We start from the raw sequence: 23,808 nt of genomic DNA, 5'->3' as shown, positions 1-23,808 counted from the left end.
GAAAACGCAAAAAGATCGCAGCCTCCGGCGGCTCCTACATTGGGAGGGTGTTCACCCTGTAGGAGCTGCCGAAGGCTGCGATCTTTTGATCTTTAACGTTAAAAACTCAGTTCCAGCTGCCCGATCCATCATGCGAATCGCTTCAGCCTGACGCTTGCCGGCAATTTCCACCGGCAAGGTATCGGCGACGAACTTGCCCCAGCTCGCCACTTCAGCGGAGGGTTGCACGGCAGGATTGGCCGGGAATTCCTGGTTCACGTCGGCGAAGATCTTCTGCGCTTCAGGCGTGGTCATCCACTCGACCAGGGCCTTGGCCGCTTCCGGGTGCGGAGCATGTTTGGTCAGGCCGATGCCCGACAGGTTGACGTGCACGCCACGGTCGCCCTGGTTTGGCCAGAACAGCTTCACCGCCAGGTCAGGCTTCTGCTTGTGCAGGCGGCCGTAGTAGTAGGTGTTGACGATGCCGACGTCACACTGGCCCGCGTTGATCGCTTCCAGCACCGCAACGTCATCGGAGAACACGTCGGTGGACAGGTTGTTGACCCAGCCCTTGAGGATCTTCTCGGTTTTTTCGGCACCGTGGACTTCGATCATGGTGGCGGTCAGGGACTGGTTGTAGACCTTCTTCGCCGTGCGCAGGCACAGGCGACCTTCCCAATTCTTGTCGGCCAGGCCTTCGTAGGTGGTCAGCTCGCCGGGCTTCACGCGATCGGTGGAGTAGGCGATGGTCCGCGCCCGCAGGCTCAGGCCGGTCCAGGCATGGGCGGAGGAGCGATACTGCAGCGGGATGTTGGCGTCGATGGTTTTCGAGGTGAAGGGTTGCAGGATGCCCATCTGCTCGGCCTGCCACAGGTTGCCGGCATCGACGGTCAGCAGCAGGTCGGCGGTGGCGTTCTCGCCCTCGGCCTTGATCCGCTGCATCAGCGGCGCTTCCTTGTCGGTGATGAACTTCACCTGCACGCCGGTTTTTGCGGTGTACGCATCGAATACCGGCTTGATCAGCTCATCGATTCGCGAGGAGTAGACCACCACCTCGTCGGCGGCCTGGGCAAGGGTGCTGCCGATCAGGGTCAGGGCCAGTGCGGTCAGTAGACGCTTGGGTGCCAACATGGGCGCGATCTCTCGATTGAAAAAATGAGTCTAAATGATAAGGACACACATTTGCCTTCTCAATCGAACAGTTGGTAGAGGAGTTACCAGATGTTGCACAGTTTGGAATGTGTGGTGGATGTGCCCGCGAAGGGGCCATCAGCATCGATTAAGATGTCAGGCCTTGGCCAGCGCCGGCAGATCCCCAATCAACCCCAATGCCTCACGCACAAACAACGCCTTGGCCTCCGGCATCTGATCAACCATTTTCAACCCGGCATTACGCAACCAGCGCACCGGCAGCGGGTCAGCCTGGAATAACCGTTCAAAGCCTTCCATCGCCGCCATCAACGCCAGGTTATGCGGCATGCGCCGACGCTCGTAACGACTGAGCACTTTCACATCCGCCAATCGCTCGCCACGGCCAGCCGCCTGCAACAGCACCTCGGCCAGCACGGCGGCATCGAGGAAACCGAGGTTCACCCCCTGCCCGGCCAAAGGATGAATGGTGTGAGCCGCATCGCCGATCAACGCCAGGCCTTCAGCCACGTAGCGCTTGGCATGGCGCTGACGCAGCGGCACGCACAGGCGCGGATCGGCGCTGAGCACGGTACCCAGCCGACCTTCGAAGGCGCGCTCCAGTTCCTTGCAGAAACCGGCGTCGTCCAGCGCCATCAGGCGTTCTGCTTCGCTCGGCGTGGTCGACCAGACGATCGAACACCAGTCCTGCCGGCCGTCACGCTCCAGCGGCAGAAAGGCCAATGGACCGTCATCGGTGAAACGCTGCCAGGCGGTCATTCGATGAGGTTCGGTGCTGCGCACGCTGGTCACGATCGCGTGGTGCAGGTAATCCCACTCACGGGTCGCCACGCCGGCCAGGCGCCGCACTGCCGAGTTGGCACCATCGGCGGCAATGACCAACGGCGCGCGCAAGGTGCGGCCATCGGCCAGGGTCAGCAGCCAGTCGTCGCCGGAGCGGCGCATCTGCTCCAGACGCGCATTGGCCAGCATCCCCAGATCGCAGTCGTGCAAACGGTCGAGCAAGGCATCCTGCACCACGCGGTTCTCGACGATATGCCCGAGTACCTCGGCATGCACGCTGGTCGCCGAGAAATGGATCTGTCCGGTACCGCTGCCGTCCCAGACATGCATATCGGTGTAGGGACTGCTGCGCCGATCGACGATGCCATCCCAGACGCCCAGGCGATCGAGAATCCGCTGGCTGGCGATCGACAGCGCACTCACCCGCGGCTCGAACGGAGCCTGTGCGTCAAAGGGTTTGACGGTCATCGGGCTGCCATCCAGCAGCAAGACTTCCAGCCCGCTGTCCTGCAACGCCAGCGCCAGGGCGCTGCCGACCATTCCGGCCCCGACAATCAGCAGATCTGCGCGCATTTCCATGCTTTAAGCCTGTCTCGCTTGCGGCTTGAGCCGCACGTAAAGGGTTTTCTCGGCCCGCGCCACCAGAGTGCCGCAGCCGTCGTGAATATCGAGTTGCAACTGCTTAAACATCGGGGCGCGTACCCAGCCCCATGGCCTGCCGCGCGAACCAGCGCTTGGCCGGTGGCAGCAGATCGAGACCGAGCAGGCCGATATTGCGGCCCAGGGAAACCAGCGGCTGGGTGCTGCCGAACAGGCGGGTGACCTGATCGGAGAAGCCCACGGTCAGGCTCTGATCCAGACGCTGGCGTTCGCGGTAGGCTTGCAGGGTGGCGAAGTCGCCGGGCGGGTTTTCGCTGCCCAGCAGCGCATCGGCCAATGCCTGGGCATCGCGCAGGGACAAATTGAAACCTTGCCCTGCGATCGGGTGCAGGCTGTGAGCGGCATTGCCCAGAATCGCCAGATGCGGACGCACCTGCTCTTCGGCCTCGATCAAAGACAGCGGATACAGATGCCGTACCCCGACCTGCTTCAAGGTCCCGAGACGATAACCGAACACACCCTGCAACTCGCTGAGGAAACTTCGCTCATCAAGCGCCGCCAGCCGTTGCGCGTCCATGCCCAGACGGGTCCAGATCAACGCGCAGCGGTTGTCCGGCAATGGCAACAACGCCATCGGCCCCTCATCGGTGAAGCGCTCGAAGGCCGTGCCGTTGTGCGCTTCACTCGGCGTGACGTTGGCGATCAACGCGCTCTGGTTGTAGGGACGGGTCTTGATGCCGATGCCCAATTGCTCGCGCAGACCGGAACGGCCGCCATCAGCGAGCACCGCAAGGTCGCATTCCAGGGTGGTTTCATCGTTGAGGACCAGGCGATAGCCATCGGTCAACGGCTCCATGCGCGTGACCTCCGCCGGACACCGCCAGCTGATCACGTCCTTGTCCAGGCCTTGCCAGAGGCATTGGCCGAGCCAGGCGTTTTCCACCACATAGCCCAGCGCCGGTACGCCCTCTTCCATCGCCGACAGGCGCGCGGTGGAGAAACGTCCACGGTCGGAGACGTGGATCTGCTTGATCGGCTCGGCCCGACGGGAAATTTCCTGCCACGCGCCCAGCCGTTGATAAATCTGCCGAGCGCCGTACGACAGCGCCGAAGAACGCGCATCGTAGCTCGGCTGGTAGGTGTCGCCCGGAGCGAAGGGTTCGATCAGCACGATCTTCCAGCCACGGGCCTTGGCCCCGGCCTGCAAGGCCAACGCCAGGCTGGCGCCGACCAGGCCGCCACCGATGATTGCCAGATTGACTCGACTCATGCCGCGTGTGTCCGCGCGGCGGCCATCAAGGCCTCGATCTCGGCGACCGTTTTCGGCACGCCATGGGTCAGGATTTCACAGCCGGTTTTGGTGACCACTACATCGTCCTCGATGCGCACGCCAATGCCGCGCCATTTTTTCGCTACGTTCTGGTTGTCCGGGGCAATGTAGATGCCCGGTTCCACGGTCAGCGCCATGCCGACTTCCAGCACGCGCCATTCGCCGCCGACCTTGTACTCGCCGACGTCGTGCACATCCATGCCCAACCAGTGACCGGCGCGGTGCATGTAAAACGCCTTATGGGCTTCGCCGGCGATCAATTCATCGACGTCACCTTGCAACAGGCCCAGCTTCACCAGCCCGGCGGTAATTACCCGCACCGTGGCTTCGTGAGCCTGGTTCCAGTGTTTGTCCGGGGCGATCTCGGCAAAGGCGGCTTCCTGAGCCGCCAGCACCAACTCGTAGATCGCCTTCTGCTCGGGTGAATACTTGCCATTGACCGGCCAGGTGCGGGTGATGTCGCTGGCGTAGCAATCGATCTCGCAGCCGGCATCGATCAGCACCAGGTCACCGTCCTTGAGCACCGCATCATTCTGCTGGTAATGCAGGATGCAACTGTTGCGCCCCGAGGCGACGATCGAACCGTAGGCCGGCATTTTCGCCCCGCCCTTGCGGAACTCGTAATCGAGCTCGGCTTCGAGGCTGAACTCATGTAGCCCGGCCCGGCTGGCCTGCATCGCGCGGATGTGGGCCTGGGCGGAAATTCGAGCGGCCTCGCGCATCACCTTCACTTCTGCCGCCGATTTATACAGGCGCATGTCGTGCAGCAGATGATCCAGGGCAATGAATTCGTTCGGCGGCTGGGCACCGAGGTGCGCTTTAGAGCGGATCACGTTGATCCAGTCCATCAGGTGCCGATCGAATTCCGGGTTGCTGCCCATGGCCGAATACACCCGGTCGCGCCCTTCGATCAGGCCCGGCAGAATGTCGTCGATGTCGGTGATGGGAAAGGCGTCGTCGGCGCCGAAGTCGCGGATCGCGCCTTCCTGGCCGGCACGCAGGCCGTCCCACAACTCTCGTTCGGCATTGCGCTCACGGCAGAACAATACGTATTCGCCATGTTCGCGACCGGGCATCAGCACAATGACGGCCTGCGGCTCGGGGAAACCGCTGAGGTACTGGAAATCGCTGTCCTGACGGTAGACGTGCTCGACGTCGCGGTTGCGGATGGCTACCGCGGCGGCGGGCAGGATGGCGATGCTGTTGGGTACCATCTGCGCCATCAGGGCCTTGCGGCGACGGCTGTATTCCGATTTCGGGATATGAATCATGGGCAGATGGCTATTCCTGGCTCGCGATTAGTGCAACGACGGTTTGGCAGCAGCCGGTGCGTCCGGCTTTTTGGTCTCGGTGAACAGCAGCAGCGGCGCGACGCGCAGGTATTCCATGACTTCCATGTAATCGCTCTCGCCGTCGTCGGACTCTTCCAGGGCGTCTTGCACCTGGGCGATGGCCGCCAGATCCTGCAGCACTTCGGTGGCTTCAGGGCTCAGGGCGTTGTCGCGATAGGTCAGACCGAAGCCGGTCAGGAAGCCCTGGCACCATTGGCCCAGTGCGGCCGCACGCTCGGTGAGCGGGGCGTCGTCGGACGGCAGCAGCAGGACAACGGTCATGTCGTCGCTGGTCAGCTCGCCCTTGACCATCTCTTGCAGGCCGATCAGGGCATTGCGAACGTTGTCTTGCGGTTCGCCTTCGAGCAACTCGGCGGCATCGGCCAACCAGCTGTCGGCTTCGAACCCGGCACCGCCGCAACTGCGGCCGAGCAGCAGGCCATGCAATTCGGCAGGCGAGGCAGGATGGCCGCTGGTTGACAGCAGTGTGGCGAAGGCTTGGTACGGAGAATTCTGAATGGGCATGGGCAGCTAGGCGCCAGACGGCGCTATGTCTAGAATGAAGGCCTTGTATCCTACATCGACTACCCCTGTAGGAGCGAGCTTGCTCGCGAAGGTCGCCAACGATAACGCTGGGTACCTGACACCCCGCGGCGTTTTCGGACTCATCGTCGGATCGCCGCCCGGAGCAAGCTCGCTTCTGCAAGCCCCACACCCATCAGACAGTGAAGACAATGGAAGACAACGACCTGCAAGCGCTGATGGCCAGGCTCGAGCTGCTAATTAGCCGAGTCGAGCAACTAAAGAGTCAAAACGGACTCCTATTAGCTCAGGAAAAGACCTGGCGCGAGGAACGCGCGCACCTCATTGAAAAAAATGAAATCGCCCGGCGTAAGGTCGAATCGATGATTTCGCGCCTCAAGGCCCTGGAGCAAGACTCATGAGTTCAAGCAATAGCGTTACCGTGCAAATCCTCGATAAAGAATATTCGATCATTTGCCCCCAGGAAGAGCGCAGCAACCTGGTGAGCGCCGCCCGCTACCTGGACGGCAAGATGCGCGAAATCCGCAGCAGCGGCAAAGTCATCGGCGCCGATCGCATCGCCGTGATGGCCGCGCTGAACATCACCCACGATCTCCTGCACAAGGAAGAACGACCGGATGTGCAGGCCAGCGGCTCGACCCGGGAGCAGGTTCGCGACCTGCTGGATCGTGTCGATCTGGTGCTCGCCACCGATCCGGATGTCACCAAGGGCTGATTCGTCTCACCGCTTGAGGTATACTCGCATCACTCCCTGGGGTGCTTGCCAGTTGACCACGTCCCTGAGCCGATTCGCACTACCCTGGAGGTTGCACGTTGGGCTGGTGTGCATGTCCGCTAGACGGAAAGCCTTAAAGCCTACTGCATCTTCCACCTTGAACTTTCGGGTTCAAGGGCTAAGTCAGCAGCGGTTCATCCGGGGAGCCTGATTCCAGCCCGATGCCGGTTCAAATACCGGCATCGGCTTTTTTACGGGTACGCTTTACGTACTCGCCCTGCCGAAGCCGGAATACATGACCGAACCTGCGCTGCTGCCCCGCCCGCAACTTCGACGCATGCTGCGCAAGGCCCGCCGCGCATTGACCCCCGGTCAACAGCGCCAGGCTGCTCGCGGGCTGTACAAGCAACTGGCCCAACAGCCTTTGTTCCGGCGCGCCAGACACATCTCGCTGTACCTGCCTACCGACGGTGAAATCGATCCGCGGGTGCTGCTGCGTGCCGCGCAACGCCGAGGCAAGGCCACTTATCTGCCAGTGCTCAGTGCCTGGCCGCGCACCAAAATGGTGTTCCAGCGAGTTCGCCCTGGCGAAAAGCTCAAACCCAATCGTTTCCGCATTCTCGAACCCCGGCATAACCTCGCCCGACAACGCAAAGTCTGGGCGCTGGACCTGGTGCTGCTGCCATTGGTCGGGTTTGACGATGTCGGCGGACGCCTGGGCATGGGCGGCGGCTTCTACGATCGCAGCCTGGCGTACCTGGCGCGACGCAAAAACTGGCGCAAGCCGACGTTATTGGGCCTGGCCCATGAATGTCAGAAGGTGGAACGGTTGGCTCAGGCCAGCTGGGATGTGCCGTTACAGGGAACGGTTACGGACAAGGCCTGGTATTACGCAGGCTAGACGCCACTGCGATCAGCGGCGTCGGCAGGACAGCTTCAGCGCTTGAAGGCTGACGACTGTTGTTGCAGTTGCTGTTGCTGCGCGATCTCGATCGGTGCATCAGGAGCATTGTTCCACAGGCTTTGGGCATAGCCGGTGGTCACCACGCCGAGGCCGAACAAAATCACCAAAATCCATAGTAAATCCGGTTTGCGTTTCATCGATTGCCTCCCAAAGGCACATCAACACGATGACAGCAGCGGTATCCGTTGTAGGCCGTGCAGCAGCGTCTAGCTAAGAAGGGCGGCATTCTGCGACAACGTGAACCGACACGCAAACGCTGGCGTCAACCGACCGTCGGTTTGTCATAAAATTGCCGGACAACTTGCCCACTTACCTCGCAAGGAGCAAAACCATGGCCTATTGGCTGATGAAATCCGAGCCCGACGAACTCTCGATCAAGGATCTGGAGAAGCTCGGCAAAGCGCGCTGGGACGGGGTTCGCAACTACCAGGCACGTAATTTCCTGCGGGCCATGGCGGTGGGCGACGAGTTTTTCTTTTACCACTCCAGCTGCCCCGAACCGGGCATTGCCGGAATCGGCAAGATTGTCGAAGCCGCGTACCCGGACCCGACGGCGCTGGAGCCGGAGAGTCATTACTTCGATCCGAAGGCCACGGCAGAGAAAAACGCCTGGAGCGCGATTGATGTTGCGCATGTGGAGACGTTTTCCAAGGTGTTGAAGCTGGATTATCTGAAGCAGCAGACGGCGCTGGCCGAGATGCCACTGGTGCAGAAAGGCTCGCGACTGTCAGTGATGCCCGTCACCGCTGAGCAATGGACGGCGGTGCTTGGTCTGCGCTAAATAAGGCAGGACCGCCCGTCACTCTGGCTTACTTCACCGATCGGTCAGGTTTGACCCTCAGTTGACGGACATCAAGTCGCTCAGGCGCGTGCCTGTCAGACTACGGCGCTACAGATGCAGGATGCCTACATGTCGACGCACAGCCGTTCTTCGCTTTTCTTCGCTTTTTTACTGGGGGCTTTGCTCCTGGCCGCCGGGGGATTCGGTTACTGGAAGTCGACGCTTAACCGACTGCCCGAAGGGTTGTATGTCGGCAATGGTCGGCTTGAAGCCACTGAAGTGCAGATCGCCAGCAAGACACCCGGCCGGCTGGCTGAAGTACTGGTGGACGAAGGCGACAAAGTAACCAAAGGTCAACTGCTGGCCCGCATGGACACCCGCACCCTTGAAGCCCAGCGCAGGCAGGCTGAAGCCGAAGTAATACGCGCCCGGGAAAACCTCTCCGCCGCCCAGGCCAATGTGCAACTGCGCCAGAGTGAGCAACTGCTTGCCCATCAAGAGCTCAAACGCTCCCAGGAACTGTTCAAGCGCGGTTTCGCCAGTGGCCAGATCATCGACCAGCAGCAGTCGCGCTTCGACACTGGCAACGCGGCCGTCGCCGCGGCCCGCGCTCAAGTGTCCGCGGTCGGAGCAGGCATTGGCGCAGCGCAGGCAGAAGTCGCTCAGTTAACCAGCGAAATTGACGACAGCAGCCTTCGGGCCCCCATCGACGGAGTGATTCAGCTTCGCATGGCCGAACCCGGTGAAGTGCTGGGCGCCGGTGGGCGGGTACTGCTGCTGATTGACCCGAACGACCAATACATGAACCTCTATCTTGCGGCATCCGTGGCCGGACGCCTGGCGGTCGGCGATGAAGCGCGGATCTTGGTGGACGCCCTCCCCGGTCAGCCGTTGCCGGCAAAAATCAGCTTCGTGGCGGCCAAATCGCAGTTCACGCCCAAAGAAGTCGAGACCCGTGACGAGCGTCAGAAACTGGTGTTTCGGGTCAAGCTGCACCTGACCCAACCCAGCGCCGTGCCCCAGGCCAAACCGGGGATGCCCGGTAATGGTTATGTGCGCACCGCTCCTATTGACTGGCCGGCCAATCTTCAATGACCGGCCTGGCACTGCATGCCACCCGCCTTCAGCACCGTTATGGTCAACAGCAGGCGCTGACCGACATCACATTCAGCCTGCCCGCCGGTACCCGGTGCGGGTTGATTGGTCCGGATGGCGCCGGTAAATCCAGCCTGCTGGGATTGATCGCCGGCGTGAAGACATTACAAGACGGCCAACTGGAAGTGCTCGGTGGCTCGATCCAGGACCGGCGCCACCGCAACAGCCTCTACTCGCGTATCGCGTTCATGCCTCAAGGCCTGGGCGGCAACCTGTACCCTGATCTCTCGATCCGCGAGAACATTCACTTCTTCGCCACACTGTTCGGGCTGTCGGGGGCGGAGTGCGATCAGCGCATGCAGAGCCTGTTGCTTGCCACTGATCTACTGCGGTTTGCCGAGCGCCCAGCCGGCAAGCTATCGGGCGGGATGAAACAGAAGCTCGGCCTCTGTTGTGCGCTGATCCATGAACCGGACCTATTGATCCTCGATGAACCGACCACTGGCGTCGATCCATTGTCCCGGCGGCGCTTCTGGGAGTTGATTGATGACGTTCGGCGCCAACGCCCGCAACTGACGCTACTGGTCGCCACCGCGTACATGGAAGAGGCCGAGCAGTTCGAACACTGCCTGATGCTCGATGACGGCAAGCTGATCGCCGCCGGTTTGACCCGCGAACTGGAGACGGTTACTCCTGGTGGCAAACTTGATGAAGCCTTCACCCACTTTCAGGGCGACACCGGTCATGACAACCAGCCGCTACTGATCCCTCCTCGAACCAATGCCACAACCGACATCGCCATCGAAGCCCATGACCTGACCCTGCGCTTCGGCGATTTCACGGCTGTGGACAAGGTCAGCTTCGCCATCGGCCGCGGCGAAATCTTCGGGTTTCTGGGCTCCAACGGCTGCGGCAAAACCACCACCATGAAAGTGCTCACCGGGCTTATTCCGGCCAGCGAAGGCCGTGCCACGTTGCTGGGCAATCCGGTGAACGCCAAGGATCTGGCCACCCGCAAACGCGTTGGTTTCATGTCCCAGAGTTTCTCTTTGTATGGCGAACTCAGCGTCCGGCAGAACCTGGACTTGCACGCGCGACTGTTCGATTTGCCCAAGGCCGACAGCGCTCAGCGCATCGACGAGCTGATCCAGCGTTTCAACCTGGGCAGCGTTGCTCATCAGCCGTCCGGTGCGTTGCCGCTTGGCCTGCGCCAACGCTTGTCCCTGGCGGTGGCGGTGCTGCATCGCCCGGAAGTGCTGATCCTTGACGAACCGACTTCCGGTGTCGACCCGGCGGCCCGAGACGATTTCTGGCGGCTGCTGATCGAACTGTCCCGCGAACAGGGCGTGACGATTTTCCTGTCCACCCATTTCATGAACGAAGCCCAGCGCTGCGACCGCATCTCATTGATGCACGCCGGCAAGGTATTGGCCTGCGACACCCCGGCAGCCCTGCAACAGCAGTTCAAGGGCCAGACACTGGAGGCGGCGTTCGTCACCTGTCTGGAACAGGCCCAGGGCCCGATCGCAACGGCGCCGTCGCCAGCGTCCGTCGACGCGACGCTCGTACCGATCACACCGATGAAAGATCACGGCTTCAGTTTTGGACGACTGCGGGCACTGGCGAGTCGTGAAAGCAAGGAGCTGCTGCGCGATAAAGTGCGCATGGCCTTCGCCCTGCTCGGGGCGATTCTCATGATGGTGATCTTCGGCTACGGCATTTCCCTGGATGTGGAAAAACTCGCCTTCGCGGTTTACGACCAGGACCAGACCCCGCAAAGCCGCGCTTATCTGGAAGCCTTCCGCGGCTCCCGTTACTTCGATGAGCAACCCTCCATAAGTGATGCGGCGCAGTTGCATCGACGATTACAACGCTCGGAAATCAAACTGGCGCTGGAGGTCCCGCCTGGATTCGGCCGAGACCTGTTCGCCGGCCGCCAACCCACGGTGGCGGCCTGGCTCGATGGCGGCATGCCGTTTCGCGCCGAAACCAGCCGCAACTATGTGGAAGCGGTCCACCTGGCCAACCTGGAGCAATTGGCCGAGCAGTCCAGCCCGGCGCTGAACCGGCAAGCATCGGCCAAACTGGAAACCCGCTTCCGCTACAACCAGGACGTCATCAGCGTCAACGCCATCGGTCCCGGGGTGATGGCGCTGATCCTGGCGTTCATCCCGGCCATGCTGACTGCCCTGGGCATCGTGCGGGAGAAGGAGTTAGGCTCGATCACCAACTTCTACGCTACACCGCTGACCCGCCTGGAGTTCCTGTTAGGTAAACAGGTGCCGTATCTGGCCGTCAGCCTGATCAACCTCGCCGTCCTGACGGCCATGAATCGCTGGCTGTTCGGCGTGCCCTTCAAGGGCAGCGCACTGACCCTGGCCTTCGGCGGGCTGCTCTACGTGCTGGCGACCACCAGCATGGGTCTGTTGATTTCAGCATTCACCCGAACCCAGATTGCCGCCATCCTCGGTACCATGATCATCACCAGTCTGCCGACCATTCAGTTTTCCGGCTTGATTGTGCCGCGCTCGTCCCTTGATGGCGCGGCCGCAGTCATGGGGATGCTGTTTCCGGCGGGCTACTTCCTCGACATCGCCGTCGGCACCTTTACCAAGGCGCTGGATATCCGGCAGTTGTGGCCGCAATGCCTGGCACTGTTCGGATTCTTTCTCGCGTTCACCGGGCTTAGCCTGGCCATGCTGAAAAAGCAGGAGGTCTGATGCACAAGCTTGCGCACATCCTGCGCCTTGGCCTCAAGGAACTCACGAGCCTGCGACACGACAGCGTGTTGCTGCTGTTCCTGTTCTACGCCTTTACCGTGGCGATCTACATGCCGGCCGCGGGCTCCGTGATCGGCGTGCACAACGCCAGTGTGGCCATGGTCGATGAAGATCACAGCCACCTGTCACGACAACTGGCCCAAGCCCTGCAACCACCGGAATTCCAGCCGCCGGTGTCGCTGCCCTATGAACAAATGGACGAAGTGCTGGACAGCGGGCGATACACCTTCGTGATCAATGTTCCGGCAAATTTTCAGGCGGATCTGTTGGCCGGCCGCCAACCGGCGGTGCAGGTCAACGTCGACGCCACGGCCATGAGCCAGGCCTTCATGGGCGCGGGTTACATCGGACGGATTTTCCAGCGCGAGCTGCTGACCTACAGCGGCCAGGACGATGCGGCGAGCAAGCCCCCCGCGCTGCTGACGACGCGAGCGCTGTTCAATATCAACCTGGAGGGTGGCTGGTTCCTGGCGGTGATTCAGATCGTCAACAACATCACCATCCTCGCCATCATCCTGACCGGCACAGCGCTGCTGCGTGAGCGCGAACACGGCACCCTCGACCATTTGCTGGTGCTGCCGCTGACGGCGCTGGAGATCATGCTGGCAAAAATCTGGAGCAATATGCTGGTGGTGGTGCTCTGCACCTGGGTGTCGCTGGAAGTGATAGTCAAAGGCGCGCTCGGCGTGCCGCTGGCCGGCTCCATGACCTTATTTTTGCTGGTGACAGCGGTTTATCTGTTCGCCAGCACGGCGCTGGGAATATTCCTCGCGACCCTCGCCCGCTCGACACCGCAGTTCGGCCTGTTGGCGATTCCGGTGATTATCCCGATGTTGCTGCTATCAGGCGGCAGTACGCCACTCGACAGCATGCCGCAATGGCTGCAATGGGTGATGCAGTGCTCGCCATCGACTCACTTCGTCAGCCTCAGCGCCGCGATACTGTTTCGCGACGCCGGCATCAGTGTGGTGTGGCCGGATTTGCTGGCATTGAGCACCATCGGCCTGCTGTTTTTTACCATTGCGCTGATGCGGTTTCGCAAGAGCCTGGCGTCCTGACAGACCGCGTCGCCCCCTTCGCCGGAACAGCGAAAAACTTACTGAATGATGAGGTTGTTGAACAACAAATCCTCGACCACCGGCTTGCCGGTCTCATCGCTCATCACTTGTCGGGTCTGCTTCAGGGCCTCCTGACGCAGCTTCTCCTTGGCCTCGACATTGTTCATCGCCTCGGTGCTCTGCTGCGCAAACAACCCCACCAACTGATTACGAATCAGCGGTTCATTGGCCTTCACCAGCTTGGTCGCCTCGTCCCCGGTCACCCGCAACGCCACATCAGCCTTGTAGACCTTGAGCTTCGGCGTACCGTCCAGCCCATAGTTACCCACGAACGGCGGGCTCAAGGTGATGTAATTGACCTTCGGCGCTTCACCTTCCTTGGCTTCTTCGGCCACCGCTGCCACGGGTAGAGACAGGGCCAGCAACAACATGATCCACGCTTTCACACTTCGCTCCTTATCCGGTTTGCGGCCTAGCATATCGACCCGCCGCGCCAGCACAAGCTTATAGCGGCCTATAAGGGCGGGGCATGCTCGTTGACCCTTCAATTCACACACCTACACTTATCGGCCATCACTCCCAAAGGAATAGCCCTGATGAAAGCCGTGCTGTGCAAAGCCTTCGGCCCTGCCGAATCGCTGGTGCTGGAAGACGTCGCCAGCCCTGTCGCGAAGAAGAATGAAATCCTGCTGGAAGTGCACGCCGCGGGGGTGAATTTCCCCGACACGCTGATCATCGAGGGCAAATACCAGTTCAAGCCGCCCTTCCCCTTTTCCCCCGGTGGCGAAGCGGCGGGCGTGATCCGTGCGGTGGGCGAAAAAGTCAGCCACCTGAAGGTCGGCGACCGGGTCATGGCCCTGACCGGCTGGGGCAGCTTTGCCGAAGAAGTGGCGGTGCCGGGCTATAACGCAATGCCGATCCCGCCGTCCATGGACTTCAACACCGCCGCCGCCTTCAGCATGACTTATGGCACCTCGATGCACGCGCTCAAGCAACGGGGCCATCTGCAGCCGGGTGAAACCCTGCTGGTGCTCGGCGCTTCCGGCGGAGTCGGCCTGGCAGCGGTGGAAATCGGCAAAGCCATGGGCGCCCGGGTGATCGCTGCCGCCAGCAGCGCGGAAAAACTCGCCGTGGCCAAGGCGGCCGGCGCCGACGAGTTGATCAACTACAGCGAAACCAGCCTCAAGGACGAAATCAAGCGCCTGACCGACGGCCAGGGCGCCGACGTGATCTACGATCCGGTCGGCGGCGACCTGTTCGACCAGGCCATCCGCGCCATCGCCTGGAACGGGCGCCTGCTGGTGGTCGGTTTCGCCAGCGGCCGCATTCCGGAACTGCCGGTTAACCTGGCGCTGCTCAAAGGTGCAGCCGTGGTCGGCGTGTTCTGGGGCTCGTTTGCCCAGCGCCAGCCTCAGGACAACGCGGCAAACTTCCAGCAATTGTTTGGCTGGTTTGCCGAGGGCAAGCTGAAGCCGCTAGTGTCGCAGGTGTATCCATTGGGCAATGCGGCGCAGGCGATCAATGATCTGGGTCAGCGCAAGGCGGTTGGCAAGGTGGTGGTACAGGTTCGCTGAACCCCGTGGAGCGGTCTGGACCTCGAATGAATTATCCAGACCGCCTCATGACGAGCCGGACGCTACAACAGTTGCCGAATCTCCTCCGGCAGCAAACTCATGTATTTAAGCACCGGGCCGCTGCGGCAACTTCTAACAATGTTTGGCACACGCTTATTTAGCTTGGCGATCCATTCCAGGCGCTGTTCCTTCGGCAATTGGGTAACGTGAAACACGTTTGACAGATACGCCCGGGTGTAATGAAACGGCGCGGCATCCACCCACGCAGACTCCGGTACATTGAGCAGTTGCTCGTTGACGTCGCGACATTTCAATTTCTTGAGCCACTGGTTGGCGTGGATCGGCGAATCGAGATCCAGGCGGAATACCAGTGGAGCGATAATTTCCTGCTTCGCAGGCTTGTCTTTATCAACCGTCCAAGGCCTGAACCGCCACTGCTCTATCGCAACCCTGCTCGCTTCGGCCAGGTCAGGATGATCGCTTTCCAGGATTCTCACCTTGCTCACCGAACCATCGGCATTGGCGATGAACTCGACTCGGACATTGCCGGTTATGCCAGCCCTCAGAAGCGCTGGAGGATAAATCGGCTTGGGGTTGTTTTCCGGTATCAGAAAGAACTCCCCTGCCCTGATATCTGCCGATAAACCCAGCAACAGCACAAACGCAAACCACCGCATAACCCCTCCCCTCCATGATCGAATCACTAAAACTCCCTTGCAAAGCTTACGCAGCAGCGACCTGAAACAGAACGTCGCAACCTCTCCTTTGAACGAAGGACGCTTCCCAAAAACCAGTACTCATCCGGACAGATGAGGCGCAAAGGATGGAAGTGGTAATCCTTCCTACAACGTCCTTCACTTACGTCTGAGCGACATGTTCGTAAGAGAACATGCGGCCGCCATAATTTCCGCTGTTTGACCACTGAGAAGCGGTGCTATTTTCGGTAACGAAACTGTAACATTCGCATCCGCAGTCAAAACAAGAAATCTGGAGCTTTTGAATGTTTGCTTTCTTTCGTCCTGCCGCACATCAGGCTCCATTGCCTGAAGAAAAAATAGACAACACCTACCGTCGCCTTCGCTGGCAGATCTTCGCCGGGATTTTTATCGGCTACGCCGGTTATTACCTGCTGCGCAAAAACTTCTCCCTGGCCATGCCCTACCTGATCGAGGAGGGCTATACCCGTGGTGAGCTGGGCCTGGCGTTGTCGGCGATTGCCATCGCCTACGGCCTGTCCAAATTCTTGATGGGCATCGTGTCCGACCGCTCCAATCCGCGTTTCTTCCTGCCCTTCGGCCTGCTGGTATCGGCCGGGGTGATGTTCATTTTCGGCTTTGCGCCCTGGGCGACGTCCAGCGTGACCATCATGTTCATCCTGCTCTTCATCAACGGCTGGGCCCAAGGCATGGGCTGGCCGCCGAGCGGGCGGACGATGGTGCACTGGTGGTCGCAGAAGGAACGCGGTGGCGTAGTGTCGTTATGGAACGTGGCGCATAACGTTGGCGGTGGCCTGATCGGTCCGTTGTTCCTGCTCGGCATGGGCCTGTTCAATGACTGGCGCGCGGCGTTTTACGTGCCGGCGGCGGTCGCCATGGCGGTGGCGGTGTTTGCCTTCGTGACCATGCGTGACACCCCGCAATCGGTGGGCCTGCCGCCGATCGAGAAGTACAAGAACGACTACCCGGAAGGCTACGACGCCAGCCACGAAGAAGAATTCAGCGCCAAGGAAATCTTCGTCAAATACGTGCTGCGCAACAAAATGCTCTGGTACATCGCCTTGGCTAACGTCTTCGTCTACCTGTTGCGCTACGGCGTACTGGACTGGGCACCGACCTACCTCAAGGAAGCGAAAGGCTTCACCGTGGATAAAACCTCGTGGGCGTATTTTTTCTACGAGTGGGCGGGTATTCCAGGCACGCTGCTGTGCGGCTGGATGTCGGACAAGATCTTCCGCGGCAACCGTGGCCTGACCGGTATGGTGTTCATGGCGCTGGTCACCGTGGCGACCCTGGTGTACTGGCTCAACCCGGCGGGCAACCCGACCGTCGACATGATCGCCCTGGTTTCAATCGGCTTTCTGATCTACGGCCCGGTGATGTTGATCGGCCTGCAAGCGCTGGAACTCGCACCGAAGAAAGCCGCCGGTACTGCGGCGGGCTTTACCGGGCTGTTTGGTTATCTGGGGGGTTCGGTCGCGGCCAGTGCAGCCATGGGCTACACCGTGGACCACTTCGGCTGGGACGGCGGTTTCGTCTTGCTGATCGGCGCGTGCCTGCTGGCGATGGCCTTCCTCGCCCCGACCCTGTGGCACAAACAAGTCGCCAGTCAGAGCCGCGAAGCACTCGCCTGATCGGCCGCTGATTTGCAGCGCTTGAGCCGCGCCTCCAGATTCCGGTCTGGCATGGCGTGGCTACGCAGGGCGCTGGCGGTCTGCTCGACATAATCGCGGGTTGTGCCGTAGCGCCCGCAAGCGTTTTCGAACACATGGCTCAGCACATGATCCGGCAAGTTGCCGGCATAGCTGGGCAGGTGCCGCTCCAGTACGAATCCCAGCGCCTGAACCTGGCTGCCATCTTCAAGACGGCAGTTGAGCCAGTGCGGGCGATAGGACGGGAACGGCATCTCGCGCTGCCAAAGGGAATACAGCGAAGCCTCGAGTTGATCTTCGGGCAGACGATAGGCGAAGCCGCTGCAAGAACCGCCGCGATCCAGGCCGAACACCAGGCCCGGCACTTCCGGCGTGCCGCGATGTTCGTGGGACCACAGATATAAACCGCGATGATAGCCATGCACCCGGCCGCGCACTCGCTCCACCGCCGGGCACTCAGGTCGCCAGATCAGCGAACCATAAGCGAACAGCCAGACCGGCCCGCCTTTATGGCGCGCCATGGTCGACTGCATCGAGGTGAGCAATTGTTCGTGCGTAAGCTGCGGTCCCAGATCGAGCCGCGGCGGATAAGGCGAATTCAACAATGCAGTTTCAATAGCGCTCATGGGATCAGGTGTTCGTCCTCACGGAGTTACAAAATGTAAAAACTTCGACCTATTAGAAGTTATAGCAGTAAATCTAAAACAAAAAGTACTAAGGGTTGTATATCTTCGAATATCGCTTCAATCGATTAATCAGCCTTCATCCATATAGCCTAATCCCATTTAAGGAATATTTTAAATATCAGAATGAAATAAGGATAAGCTTTCGGCAGGCATCTGTACTTCAAATTTACAAGAAATTTCCTACCGAGTTGCCAGATTAATCATCTGGTTAGCGACGGGACCGCCCACGTATAACAGCTTCCACCGAGGCGCTCGCTTAGCCGCCTCCCGGGAGTCAGAATGAAGCATTCATGGATGTACGGCCTGTTCTTGCTGATCCAGACCAGTCACGCATTGGCTCTGGATACCGCCACACAAACCGCAGACAAGGGCTTCTGGTATGCGCAGACCAGTATGCATACACGGCACTATTCGCCGTCCCCTGAGCACAATAACCAACAGAATCTGCTGGGTCTGGAACGCAACCTGGCCTCTGGGGCGATATTTGGCGCGACAACGTTTCGCAATTCGTACCGCCAGCGCTCGTATTATGCGTATGCGGGCAAGCGTTATCAGCGTTCCGACTATCCGGTTTACCTGAAACTCTCCGGCGGGTTACTCCAAGGCTACAAAGGCGAACATCGGAAAAAAGTACCACTCAATCACTTGGGGATAGCGCCGGTGATCATTCCATCCGTAGGGGTGCATTACGGGCCGATCGGTGCCGAGGTCGTACTGCTGGGCACCAATGCCGCGATGATAACCACCGGGCTGCGCTTTTAGGCAGCCCGGGGCATTCAGGAACGTGGCGCGTAAGCGAACACATCGGCGCGCATCTGGTGGGCATCCATTCCTGCTTCGACCAGGGCGTCCAGCGTGCCGTAGACCATCGCCGGAGAGCCGCTGGCGTACACATGCAGGGATTTGAGATCTGCAAAGTCTTCGCACACGGCTTCATGCAACATGCCGCAGCGCCCCTGCCAGCCGCATTGATCGCTGACGACTTGATGCAGGAACAGATTGGGCAGTTGCAGCCATTCGTCCCAATGTTCGATGGCATAAAAATCTTCAGGACGACGCACGCCCCAATACAGATGCACCGGGTGCTTGAAACCCGCGGCCCGGCAATGTTCGATCAGGCTATGAATCTGCCCCATGCCGGTACCCGCGGCGATCAGCACCAGCGGCCCCTCCGGCAATTCCGCCAGATGGGTATCGCCGAACGGCATCTCGATCCGCACCATCGAATTGCGCTGCAGTTGGTCGATCAGGCTCAGCGCACTGCTTTCGCGGGCCAATACGTGAATTTCCAGATCGCGCCCGCCATGGGGGGCCGAGGCCAGGGAGAACGCCGATTTCTCGCCATTCTCGCGCTCGATCATCAGGTACTGGCCGGCGTGATAGCGCGGCGGTTTGCCGGCCGGTGCCCGCAGACGCACGCGAAAGGTATCGCCGCCGACGTCCCTGCATTCAATGACCTGACACGACAAGCTGCGCACCGGCAATTCTCCCAGCGCGAGCACGCCATCCCACAGCACGATGCAGTCTTCCAGCGGCTCTGCTATGCAAGTGTAGAACTCGCCATGATCGCGCACACTGCCGGTCTGTTCGACCCGCCCTTCGACCAGCAGTGCGGCACACACGTGGCAATTGCCGTTGCGACAGCTTTGCGGGCATTCATAGCCCAGGCGCCGCGCGCCATCGAGAATCCGCTCGCCGGGCAGAATCTCAAGCACTGCTCCGGAAGGCTGCAAGGTTACACGCATCAATCTATTCCTAACTGATTCCAGATGGCATCGATCCGCTGGGTCACGGCCTCGTCCTTGACGATCACCCGGCCCCACTCGCGGGTGGTTTCGCCCGGCCATTTATGCGTGGCATCCAGGCCCATTTTCGAGCCCAGGCCGGACACCGGCGAGGCGAAGTCGAGGTAGTCGATCGGCGTGTTGTCGATCATCACCGTGTCGCGCTTGGGGTCCATGCGCGTGGTGATGGCCCAGATCACGTCGTTCCAGTCCCGAGCATTGATGTCGTCATCCGTGACGATAACGAACTTGGTGTACATGAACTGTCGCAAAAACGACCAGACTCCGAGCATTACCCGCTTGGCATGGCCGGGATACGACTTCTTCATCGTCACGATGGCCATGCGGTACGAGCAGCCTTCGGGCGGCAGATAGAAGTCGGTGATCTCCGGGAACTGCTTCTGCAGGATCGGCACGAACACTTCATTCAACGCCACGCCGAGGATCGCCGGCTCATCCGGCGGACGGCCGGTGTAGGTGCTGTGGTAAATCGGCTTGATCCGGTGCGTGATGCGCTCGACGGTGAACACCGGGAAGCTGTCGACTTCGTTGTAGTAACCGGTGTGGTCGCCGTAGGGACCTTCGTCGGCCATTTCGCCCGGATGGATCACACCTTCGAGGATGATCTCGGCAGTGGCCGGCACTTGCAGGTCATTGCCACGGCACTTCACCAGCTCGGTGCGATTGCCGCGCAGCAGCCCGGCAAAGGCGTATTCGGAGAGGCTGTCCGGCACCGGCGTCACGGCACCGAGAATGGTCGCCGGGTCGGCACCCAGGGCCACGGATACCGGAAACGGCTGGCCCGGATGCTTCTCGCACCACTCGCGGTAATCCAGCGCACCGCCACGGTGACTGAGCCAGCGCATGATGACCTTGTTGCGGCCGATCACTTGCTGCCGGTAAATGCCCAGGTTCTGCCGATCCTTGTTCGGACCTTTGGTGACGGTCAGGCCCCAGGTGATCAGCGGGCCGACATCGCCAGGCCAGCAGGTCTGCACCGGCAGCATCGCCAGGTCGACGTCGTCGCCTTCGATGACCACTTCCTGGCAGATAGCGTCCTTGACGACTTTCGGCGCCATGGCGATGACCTTGCGGAAGATCGGCAGCTTGGACCACGCATCCTTCAGGCCTTTTGGTGGCTCGGGTTCCTTGAGGAACGCCAGCAACTTGCCGATCTCGCGCAACTCGCTGACCGCCTCCGCGCCCATGCCCAGCGCCACGCGCTCGGGGGTGCCGAACAGGTTGCCGAGCACCGGGATGTCATAGCCCGTGGGCTTTTCGAAAAGCAGGGCCGGACCTTTGGCACGCAAGGTGCGGTCGCAGACCTCGGTCATTTCGAGCACTGGGGACACCGGAACCTGGATGCGCTTGAGTTCGCCGCGCTTTTCCAGACCGCTGATAAAGTCGCGCAAGTCGCGATACTGCATGCGTGAGCCTCGTGTTGGCCGTGCCGTTCGGGGGTGGCAGTTTAGCGCCGAACCCCTCTATTCAGAACCACGAACTGGCGATTGATCAAAAATCAGATAGCAAAAAGCCGGGTTTCCCCGGCTTCTTGGCCCGTTCGACTTACTTGCGTTTCATCGACAGGAAGAACTCATCGTTGGTCTTGGTCGTTTTCAACTTGTCGACCAGGAACTCGATGGCGGCGATTTCGTCCATCGGGTGCAACAGCTTGCGCAGGATCCACATGCGTTGCAACTCGTCGTCGGCCGTCAGCAACTCTTCGCGGCGGGTGCCGGAACGGTTGATGTTGATCGCAGGGAACACACGTTTTTCAGCGATACGACGATCCAGCGGCAGTTCCATGTTACCCGTGCCTTTGAATTCTTCGTAGATCACTTCGTCCATCTTCGAGCCGGTTTCAACCAGCGCGGTGGCGATGATGGTCAGCGAACCGCCTTCTTCGATGTTCCGCGCGGCACCGAAGAAACGTTTCGGTTTCTCCAGGGCGTGGGCATCGACACCACCGGTGAGCACTTTGCCGGAGCTCGGGATCACGGTGTTGTAGGCGCGAGCCAGACGGGTGATGGAGTCGAGCAGGATCACCACGTCTTTCTTGTGTTCGACCAGGCGCTTGGCCTTCTCGATCACCATTTCGGCAACCTGCACGTGGCGGGTTGGCGGCTCGTCGAACGTCGAGGCAACCACTTCGCCGCGCACGGTGCGCTGCATTTCGGTCACTTCTTCCGGACGTTCGTCGATCAGCAATACGATCAGATGAACTTCAGGATTGTTACGTGCGATGTTCGCCGCGATGTTCTGCAGCATGATGGTCTTACCGGCTTTCGGCGGTGCAACGATCAGACCGCGCTGGCCTTTGCCGATCGGGGCGCACAGGTCGATGACACGACCGGTCAGGTCTTCGGTGGAACCGTTGCCGGCTTCCATCTTCATGCGCACGGTCGGGAACAGCGGGGTCAGGTTCTCGAAGAGAATCTTGTTTTTCGCGTTCTCGGGACGATCGTAGTTGATCGTATCGACCTTGAGCAGTGCGAAATAACGCTCGCCTTCCTTTGGAGGGCGGATCTTGCCAACGATGGTGTCACCGGTGCGCAAGTTGAAGCGACGGATCTGGCTCGGCGAGACGTAGATATCGTCTGGGCCGGCGAGATAGGAAGCGTCAGCGGAGCGCAGGAAGCCGAAGCCGTCCTGGAGAATCTCCAGCACGCCATCACCGGAGATTTCCTCGCCGCTTTTCGCGTGCTTTTTGAGCAGGGAGAAAATCACGTCCTGCTTGCGCGAACGGGCCATATTTTCTATGCCCATCTGTTCGGCCAATTCGAGCAGTTCGGTAATCGGCTTTTGCTTGAGTTCAGTCAGATTCATATAGGAATGACGTAATCATTTATGGAGGGGGGAAATTAAGCTTTTGGCTTAATGAGGCCGCGCCGCAGAGAAGGCGACAGGATCGCGTACTAATTCGAAAAGGAGTGCGTCGGCGACGGCTAGCAGGGGGCAATGGAGAAACCAGTGCGGGGCCGAATGTACCACCTGAGTTTCGGAGCGTCTAGCCCTCTATAACGAAAAAGCCCCGCGAAGTGCGGGGCCTTTTTTCGGACACTTTACGACGACGCTTAGATGTTGGCGTCGAGGAAAGCCGCCAGTTGCGACTTCGACAGTGCGCCGACCTTGGTCGCTTCGACGTTGCCGTTCTTGAACAGCATCAGTGTCGGGATCCCGCGCACGCCATGCTTGGCCGGGGTTTCCTGGTTTTCGTCGATGTTCAGTTTGGCAACGGTCAGCTTGCCAGCGTAGGTGCCAGCGATCTCGTCCAGTACCGGGGCGATCATTTTGCAAGGGCCGCACCACTCAGCCCAGTAGTCAACAAGCACAGGGCCAGCAGCCTTCAGTACTTCTTCTTCGAAGTTAGCGTCGGTGACGTGCTTGATAAGATCGCTGCTCATGGATGTCTCCGGGTTGTAAGCAATAAAAAAACGTGGCCCATCATAGCTGCCCTTCCCCTGTTCAGGAAGCCGCAGTTGATTGAGTCTCGCTATGGTGGTCCATGAGTTTGGGTATAGCTCAAGTCACGAGGTGGCGGGAGCGACGAAGGCAATTCCAGTGCGCAGGGCCGCGTTTCGCACATGCTCTTGCATGGCCTTCTGCGCGGCGCCGGACGCCCGCCGGGCCAGTGCGCGGAGGATTTTACGGTGCTCCTGCCAGGTTTCCATGGCCCGTTCGGCCCGGATGAACGGTAGCTTTTGGCTTTCCAGGAAGATCTCGGCGCTGGCGGTCAGGATGCTCAGCATCGCGTGATTGCCGCTGGCCAGCAGGATGCGCCGGTGAAATTCGAAATCCAGCCGCGCCGCTGCCTCGAAATCGCCGGCCTTCAGGTCGATGCGCATGGCGGCGACATTATCGTCCAGGGCATCGAGCTCGTGAGTGCTCAGGGTCACCGCCGCCAAGCCGGCCGCAAAGCCTTCCAGGGCATAGCGCAACTGGAATATATCCAGCGGCGAGGCTTGCGCCGCAAATGGCCAACTCAGCGCCGCGTCGCCTCGCGGCAAATCCACCGGTGACTGCACGAACACACCTTTGCCCGGCTGGATGCTGATCACTCCCAGGGCACTCAAGGACGACAATGCCTCGCGCAGCGACGCCCGACTGACCCCCAATTGCAGCGCCAGGTCCCGTTGCGAGGGCAACGCGTCCCCCGGTCCGAAACCTTGTTCGGCGATCAGTTTGCGGATGGCTTGCAGCGCCACTTCAGGTACGGCTTGGGAGATCGAGTTCATGGTTTTCAGACGAACCAGGCGAATGAGCGGTTAGTTGTAAAGCTATTCGCGAC

Annotated in this window: 24 protein-coding genes, 1 other RNA gene and 1 pseudogene; 11 read left to right on the top strand and 15 right to left on the bottom strand. The window is 60.3% G+C overall.

Features of this window, described 5'->3' with window-relative positions:
• Positions 1-51: 51 nt before the first annotated feature.
• The 6 genes and pseudogenes from BZ163_RS22205 to BZ163_RS22180 all read right to left on the bottom strand — a co-directional run bounded on the left by BZ163_RS22205 (position 52) and on the right by BZ163_RS22180 (position 5,697).
• The gene (locus BZ163_RS22205; protein WP_256579087.1) at positions 52-1,110 is read right to left on the bottom strand and encodes an extracellular solute-binding protein; all 1,059 of its coding nucleotides are present in this window, start codon (positions 1,108-1,110) and stop codon (positions 52-54) included.
• A 156-nt stretch (positions 1,111-1,266) separates the two neighbouring features.
• Positions 1,267-2,484, bottom strand: a complete 1,218-nt coding sequence (locus tag BZ163_RS22200) for a 2-octaprenyl-3-methyl-6-methoxy-1,4-benzoquinol hydroxylase (protein ID WP_168187394.1) — start codon at positions 2,482-2,484, stop codon at positions 1,267-1,269.
• Positions 2,485-2,493: 9 nt separating this feature from the next.
• Positions 2,494-2,592 (bottom strand): annotated as a pseudogene (locus BZ163_RS35205) (tetrameric acyl-CoA thioesterase); the annotation flags it as partial.
• 1 nt (position 2,593) lies between these two features.
• Positions 2,594-3,781, bottom strand: a complete 1,188-nt coding sequence (ubiH, locus tag BZ163_RS22190; protein WP_128872599.1) for a 2-octaprenyl-6-methoxyphenyl hydroxylase — start codon at positions 3,779-3,781, stop codon at positions 2,594-2,596.
• Entirely contained in the window at positions 3,778-5,112 is a 1,335-nt protein-coding gene (gene pepP, locus BZ163_RS22185) for a Xaa-Pro aminopeptidase (protein ID WP_128872598.1), read from the bottom strand. The genes ubiH and pepP overlap by 4 nt, the downstream gene beginning before the upstream one ends.
• Positions 5,113-5,139: 27 nt before the next feature.
• Complete coding sequence (locus tag BZ163_RS22180) at positions 5,140-5,697, bottom strand: YecA family protein (RefSeq protein ID WP_128872597.1); 558 nt, start codon at positions 5,695-5,697, stop codon at positions 5,140-5,142.
• A gap of 209 nt (positions 5,698-5,906) precedes the next feature.
• On the opposite strand from BZ163_RS22180, the gene BZ163_RS22170 reads away from it, so the two are divergent.
• From BZ163_RS22170 to BZ163_RS22155, 4 genes are all read left to right on the top strand, one after another.
• Positions 5,907-6,116 carry a TIGR02449 family protein gene (locus tag BZ163_RS22170; protein ID WP_128872595.1) on the top strand — a complete coding sequence of 70 codons (210 nt, stop codon included), beginning with the start codon at positions 5,907-5,909 and terminating at the stop codon, positions 6,114-6,116.
• Positions 6,113-6,430 (top strand): cell division protein ZapA, encoded by a 318-nt coding sequence (locus BZ163_RS22165; protein ID WP_007942435.1) that lies wholly within the window; start codon positions 6,113-6,115, stop codon positions 6,428-6,430. The genes BZ163_RS22170 and BZ163_RS22165 overlap by 4 nt, the downstream gene beginning before the upstream one ends.
• A 30-nt stretch (positions 6,431-6,460) precedes the next feature.
• Positions 6,461-6,639: non-coding RNA, 6S RNA (ssrS, locus tag BZ163_RS22160), on the top strand.
• 86 nt (positions 6,640-6,725) lie between these two features.
• A complete protein-coding gene (locus tag BZ163_RS22155; protein WP_128872594.1) occupies positions 6,726-7,331 on the top strand; it encodes a 5-formyltetrahydrofolate cyclo-ligase in 606 nt (201 codons plus the stop codon).
• Positions 7,332-7,366: 35 nt separating this feature from the next.
• Here the strand turns inward: BZ163_RS22155 and BZ163_RS34925 are convergent, their stop codons facing one another.
• Entirely contained in the window at positions 7,367-7,531 is a 165-nt protein-coding gene (locus BZ163_RS34925; protein WP_168187393.1) for a hypothetical protein, read from the bottom strand.
• Between the two features lie 194 nt (positions 7,532-7,725).
• Here BZ163_RS34925 and BZ163_RS22150 point away from each other — a divergent pair, with 194 nt between their 5' ends.
• The 4 genes from BZ163_RS22150 to BZ163_RS22135 all read left to right on the top strand — a co-directional run bounded on the left by BZ163_RS22150 (position 7,726) and on the right by BZ163_RS22135 (position 13,108).
• The gene (locus BZ163_RS22150; protein WP_128872593.1) at positions 7,726-8,175 is read left to right on the top strand and encodes an EVE domain-containing protein; all 450 of its coding nucleotides are present in this window, start codon (positions 7,726-7,728) and stop codon (positions 8,173-8,175) included.
• Between the two features lie 129 nt (positions 8,176-8,304).
• Positions 8,305-9,270, top strand: a complete 966-nt coding sequence (locus tag BZ163_RS22145; protein ID WP_128872592.1) for an HlyD family secretion protein — start codon at positions 8,305-8,307, stop codon at positions 9,268-9,270.
• Positions 9,267-11,990 (top strand): ribosome-associated ATPase/putative transporter RbbA, encoded by a 2,724-nt coding sequence (gene rbbA, locus BZ163_RS22140; protein WP_128872591.1) that lies wholly within the window; start codon positions 9,267-9,269, stop codon positions 11,988-11,990. The genes BZ163_RS22145 and rbbA overlap by 4 nt, the downstream gene beginning before the upstream one ends.
• Positions 11,990-13,108, top strand: coding sequence for an ABC transporter permease (locus BZ163_RS22135; protein WP_128872590.1), 1,119 nt, complete (start codon positions 11,990-11,992; stop codon positions 13,106-13,108). Before rbbA ends, BZ163_RS22135 begins: the two co-directional genes overlap by 1 nt.
• Before the next feature lie 38 nt (positions 13,109-13,146).
• On the opposite strand, the gene BZ163_RS22130 is transcribed toward BZ163_RS22135, so the two are convergent.
• A complete protein-coding gene (locus tag BZ163_RS22130) occupies positions 13,147-13,554 on the bottom strand; it encodes a flagellar basal body-associated protein FliL (RefSeq protein WP_128872589.1) in 408 nt (135 codons plus the stop codon).
• 150 nt (positions 13,555-13,704) lie between these two features.
• Between BZ163_RS22130 and BZ163_RS22125 the strand changes: the two genes are divergently transcribed.
• The gene (locus tag BZ163_RS22125; RefSeq protein WP_128872588.1) at positions 13,705-14,682 is read left to right on the top strand and encodes an NADPH:quinone oxidoreductase family protein; all 978 of its coding nucleotides are present in this window, start codon (positions 13,705-13,707) and stop codon (positions 14,680-14,682) included.
• Between the two features lie 62 nt (positions 14,683-14,744).
• Here BZ163_RS22125 and BZ163_RS22120 read toward each other — a convergent pair whose 3' ends face one another.
• Positions 14,745-15,359: an energy transducer TonB gene (locus tag BZ163_RS22120; protein WP_128872587.1), complete on the bottom strand. Its 615-nt coding sequence runs from the start codon at positions 15,357-15,359 to the stop codon at positions 14,745-14,747.
• A 323-nt stretch (positions 15,360-15,682) separates the two neighbouring features.
• Between BZ163_RS22120 and glpT the strand changes: the two genes are divergently transcribed.
• On the top strand, positions 15,683-17,032 hold the full coding sequence (glpT, locus tag BZ163_RS22115; RefSeq protein WP_128872586.1) for a glycerol-3-phosphate transporter: 1,350 nt from the start codon (positions 15,683-15,685) through the stop codon (positions 17,030-17,032).
• Here the strand turns inward: glpT and BZ163_RS22110 are convergent.
• Complete coding sequence (locus BZ163_RS22110; RefSeq protein ID WP_128872585.1) at positions 17,008-17,676, bottom strand: gamma-glutamylcyclotransferase; 669 nt, start codon at positions 17,674-17,676, stop codon at positions 17,008-17,010. The genes glpT and BZ163_RS22110 overlap by 25 nt on opposite strands.
• Positions 17,677-18,015: 339 nt before the next feature.
• Between BZ163_RS22110 and BZ163_RS22105 the strand changes: the two genes are divergently transcribed.
• Complete coding sequence (locus BZ163_RS22105; RefSeq protein ID WP_128872584.1) at positions 18,016-18,498, top strand: sn-glycerol-3-phosphate transporter; 483 nt, start codon at positions 18,016-18,018, stop codon at positions 18,496-18,498.
• A gap of 14 nt (positions 18,499-18,512) precedes the next feature.
• On the opposite strand, the gene BZ163_RS22100 is transcribed toward BZ163_RS22105, so the two are convergent.
• From BZ163_RS22100 to BZ163_RS22080, 5 genes are all read right to left on the bottom strand, one after another.
• Positions 18,513-19,481 (bottom strand): CDP-6-deoxy-delta-3,4-glucoseen reductase, encoded by a 969-nt coding sequence (locus tag BZ163_RS22100; RefSeq protein ID WP_128872583.1) that lies wholly within the window; start codon positions 19,479-19,481, stop codon positions 18,513-18,515.
• The gene (ubiD, locus tag BZ163_RS22095) at positions 19,481-20,947 is read right to left on the bottom strand and encodes a 4-hydroxy-3-polyprenylbenzoate decarboxylase (RefSeq protein ID WP_128872582.1); all 1,467 of its coding nucleotides are present in this window, start codon (positions 20,945-20,947) and stop codon (positions 19,481-19,483) included. The genes BZ163_RS22100 and ubiD overlap by 1 nt, the downstream gene beginning before the upstream one ends.
• Positions 20,948-21,086: 139 nt before the next feature.
• On the bottom strand, positions 21,087-22,346 hold the full coding sequence (gene rho, locus BZ163_RS22090) for a transcription termination factor Rho (RefSeq protein WP_007942421.1): 1,260 nt from the start codon (positions 22,344-22,346) through the stop codon (positions 21,087-21,089).
• 248 nt (positions 22,347-22,594) lie between these two features.
• Positions 22,595-22,924: a thioredoxin TrxA gene (gene trxA, locus BZ163_RS22085; protein ID WP_007899382.1), complete on the bottom strand. Its 330-nt coding sequence runs from the start codon at positions 22,922-22,924 to the stop codon at positions 22,595-22,597.
• A 123-nt stretch (positions 22,925-23,047) separates the two neighbouring features.
• The gene (locus BZ163_RS22080) at positions 23,048-23,755 is read right to left on the bottom strand and encodes a FadR/GntR family transcriptional regulator (protein ID WP_128872581.1); all 708 of its coding nucleotides are present in this window, start codon (positions 23,753-23,755) and stop codon (positions 23,048-23,050) included.
• Between the last annotated feature and the right edge of the window lie 53 nt (positions 23,756-23,808).

The organism is Pseudomonas sp. VI4.1, from assembly GCF_002029345.1.
Taxonomy (GTDB): Bacteria; Pseudomonadota; Gammaproteobacteria; order Pseudomonadales; family Pseudomonadaceae; genus Aquipseudomonas.
This window is presented reverse-complemented; position numbering and strand designations above follow the sequence as displayed.

Coding starts and splice junctions, on each gene's coding strand:
- BZ163_RS22205 (WP_256579087.1), bottom strand. CDS start 1,110: ATGTTGGCACCCAAGCGTCTACTGACCGCACTGGCCCTGACCCTGATC.
- BZ163_RS34925 (WP_168187393.1), bottom strand. CDS start 7,531: ATGAAACGCAAACCGGATTTACTATGGATTTTGGTGATTTTGTTCGGC.
- rho (WP_007942421.1), bottom strand. CDS start 22,346: ATGAATCTGACTGAACTCAAGCAAAAGCCGATTACCGAACTGCTCGAA.
- BZ163_RS22125 (WP_128872588.1), top strand. CDS start 13,705: ATGAAAGCCGTGCTGTGCAAAGCCTTCGGCCCTGCCGAATCGCTGGTG.
- trxA (WP_007899382.1), bottom strand. CDS start 22,924: ATGAGCAGCGATCTTATCAAGCACGTCACCGACGCTAACTTCGAAGAA.
- BZ163_RS22170 (WP_128872595.1), top strand. CDS start 5,907: ATGGAAGACAACGACCTGCAAGCGCTGATGGCCAGGCTCGAGCTGCTA.
- BZ163_RS22200 (WP_168187394.1), bottom strand. CDS start 2,484: ATGCGCGCAGATCTGCTGATTGTCGGGGCCGGAATGGTCGGCAGCGCC.
- BZ163_RS22105 (WP_128872584.1), top strand. CDS start 18,016: ATGAAGCATTCATGGATGTACGGCCTGTTCTTGCTGATCCAGACCAGT.
- BZ163_RS22080 (WP_128872581.1), bottom strand. CDS start 23,755: ATGAACTCGATCTCCCAAGCCGTACCTGAAGTGGCGCTGCAAGCCATC.
- BZ163_RS22110 (WP_128872585.1), bottom strand. CDS start 17,676: ATGAGCGCTATTGAAACTGCATTGTTGAATTCGCCTTATCCGCCGCGG.
- BZ163_RS22120 (WP_128872587.1), bottom strand. CDS start 15,359: ATGCGGTGGTTTGCGTTTGTGCTGTTGCTGGGTTTATCGGCAGATATC.
- ubiD (WP_128872582.1), bottom strand. CDS start 20,947: ATGCAGTATCGCGACTTGCGCGACTTTATCAGCGGTCTGGAAAAGCGC.
- BZ163_RS22145 (WP_128872592.1), top strand. CDS start 8,305: ATGTCGACGCACAGCCGTTCTTCGCTTTTCTTCGCTTTTTTACTGGGG.
- BZ163_RS22155 (WP_128872594.1), top strand. CDS start 6,726: ATGACCGAACCTGCGCTGCTGCCCCGCCCGCAACTTCGACGCATGCTG.
- BZ163_RS22100 (WP_128872583.1), bottom strand. CDS start 19,481: ATGCGTGTAACCTTGCAGCCTTCCGGAGCAGTGCTTGAGATTCTGCCC.
- pepP (WP_128872598.1), bottom strand. CDS start 5,112: ATGATTCATATCCCGAAATCGGAATACAGCCGTCGCCGCAAGGCCCTG.
- rbbA (WP_128872591.1), top strand. CDS start 9,267: ATGACCGGCCTGGCACTGCATGCCACCCGCCTTCAGCACCGTTATGGT.
- BZ163_RS22165 (WP_007942435.1), top strand. CDS start 6,113: ATGAGTTCAAGCAATAGCGTTACCGTGCAAATCCTCGATAAAGAATAT.
- BZ163_RS22180 (WP_128872597.1), bottom strand. CDS start 5,697: ATGCCCATTCAGAATTCTCCGTACCAAGCCTTCGCCACACTGCTGTCA.
- ubiH (WP_128872599.1), bottom strand. CDS start 3,781: ATGAGTCGAGTCAATCTGGCAATCATCGGTGGCGGCCTGGTCGGCGCC.
- BZ163_RS22135 (WP_128872590.1), top strand. CDS start 11,990: ATGCACAAGCTTGCGCACATCCTGCGCCTTGGCCTCAAGGAACTCACG.
- glpT (WP_128872586.1), top strand. CDS start 15,683: ATGTTTGCTTTCTTTCGTCCTGCCGCACATCAGGCTCCATTGCCTGAA.
- BZ163_RS22150 (WP_128872593.1), top strand. CDS start 7,726: ATGGCCTATTGGCTGATGAAATCCGAGCCCGACGAACTCTCGATCAAG.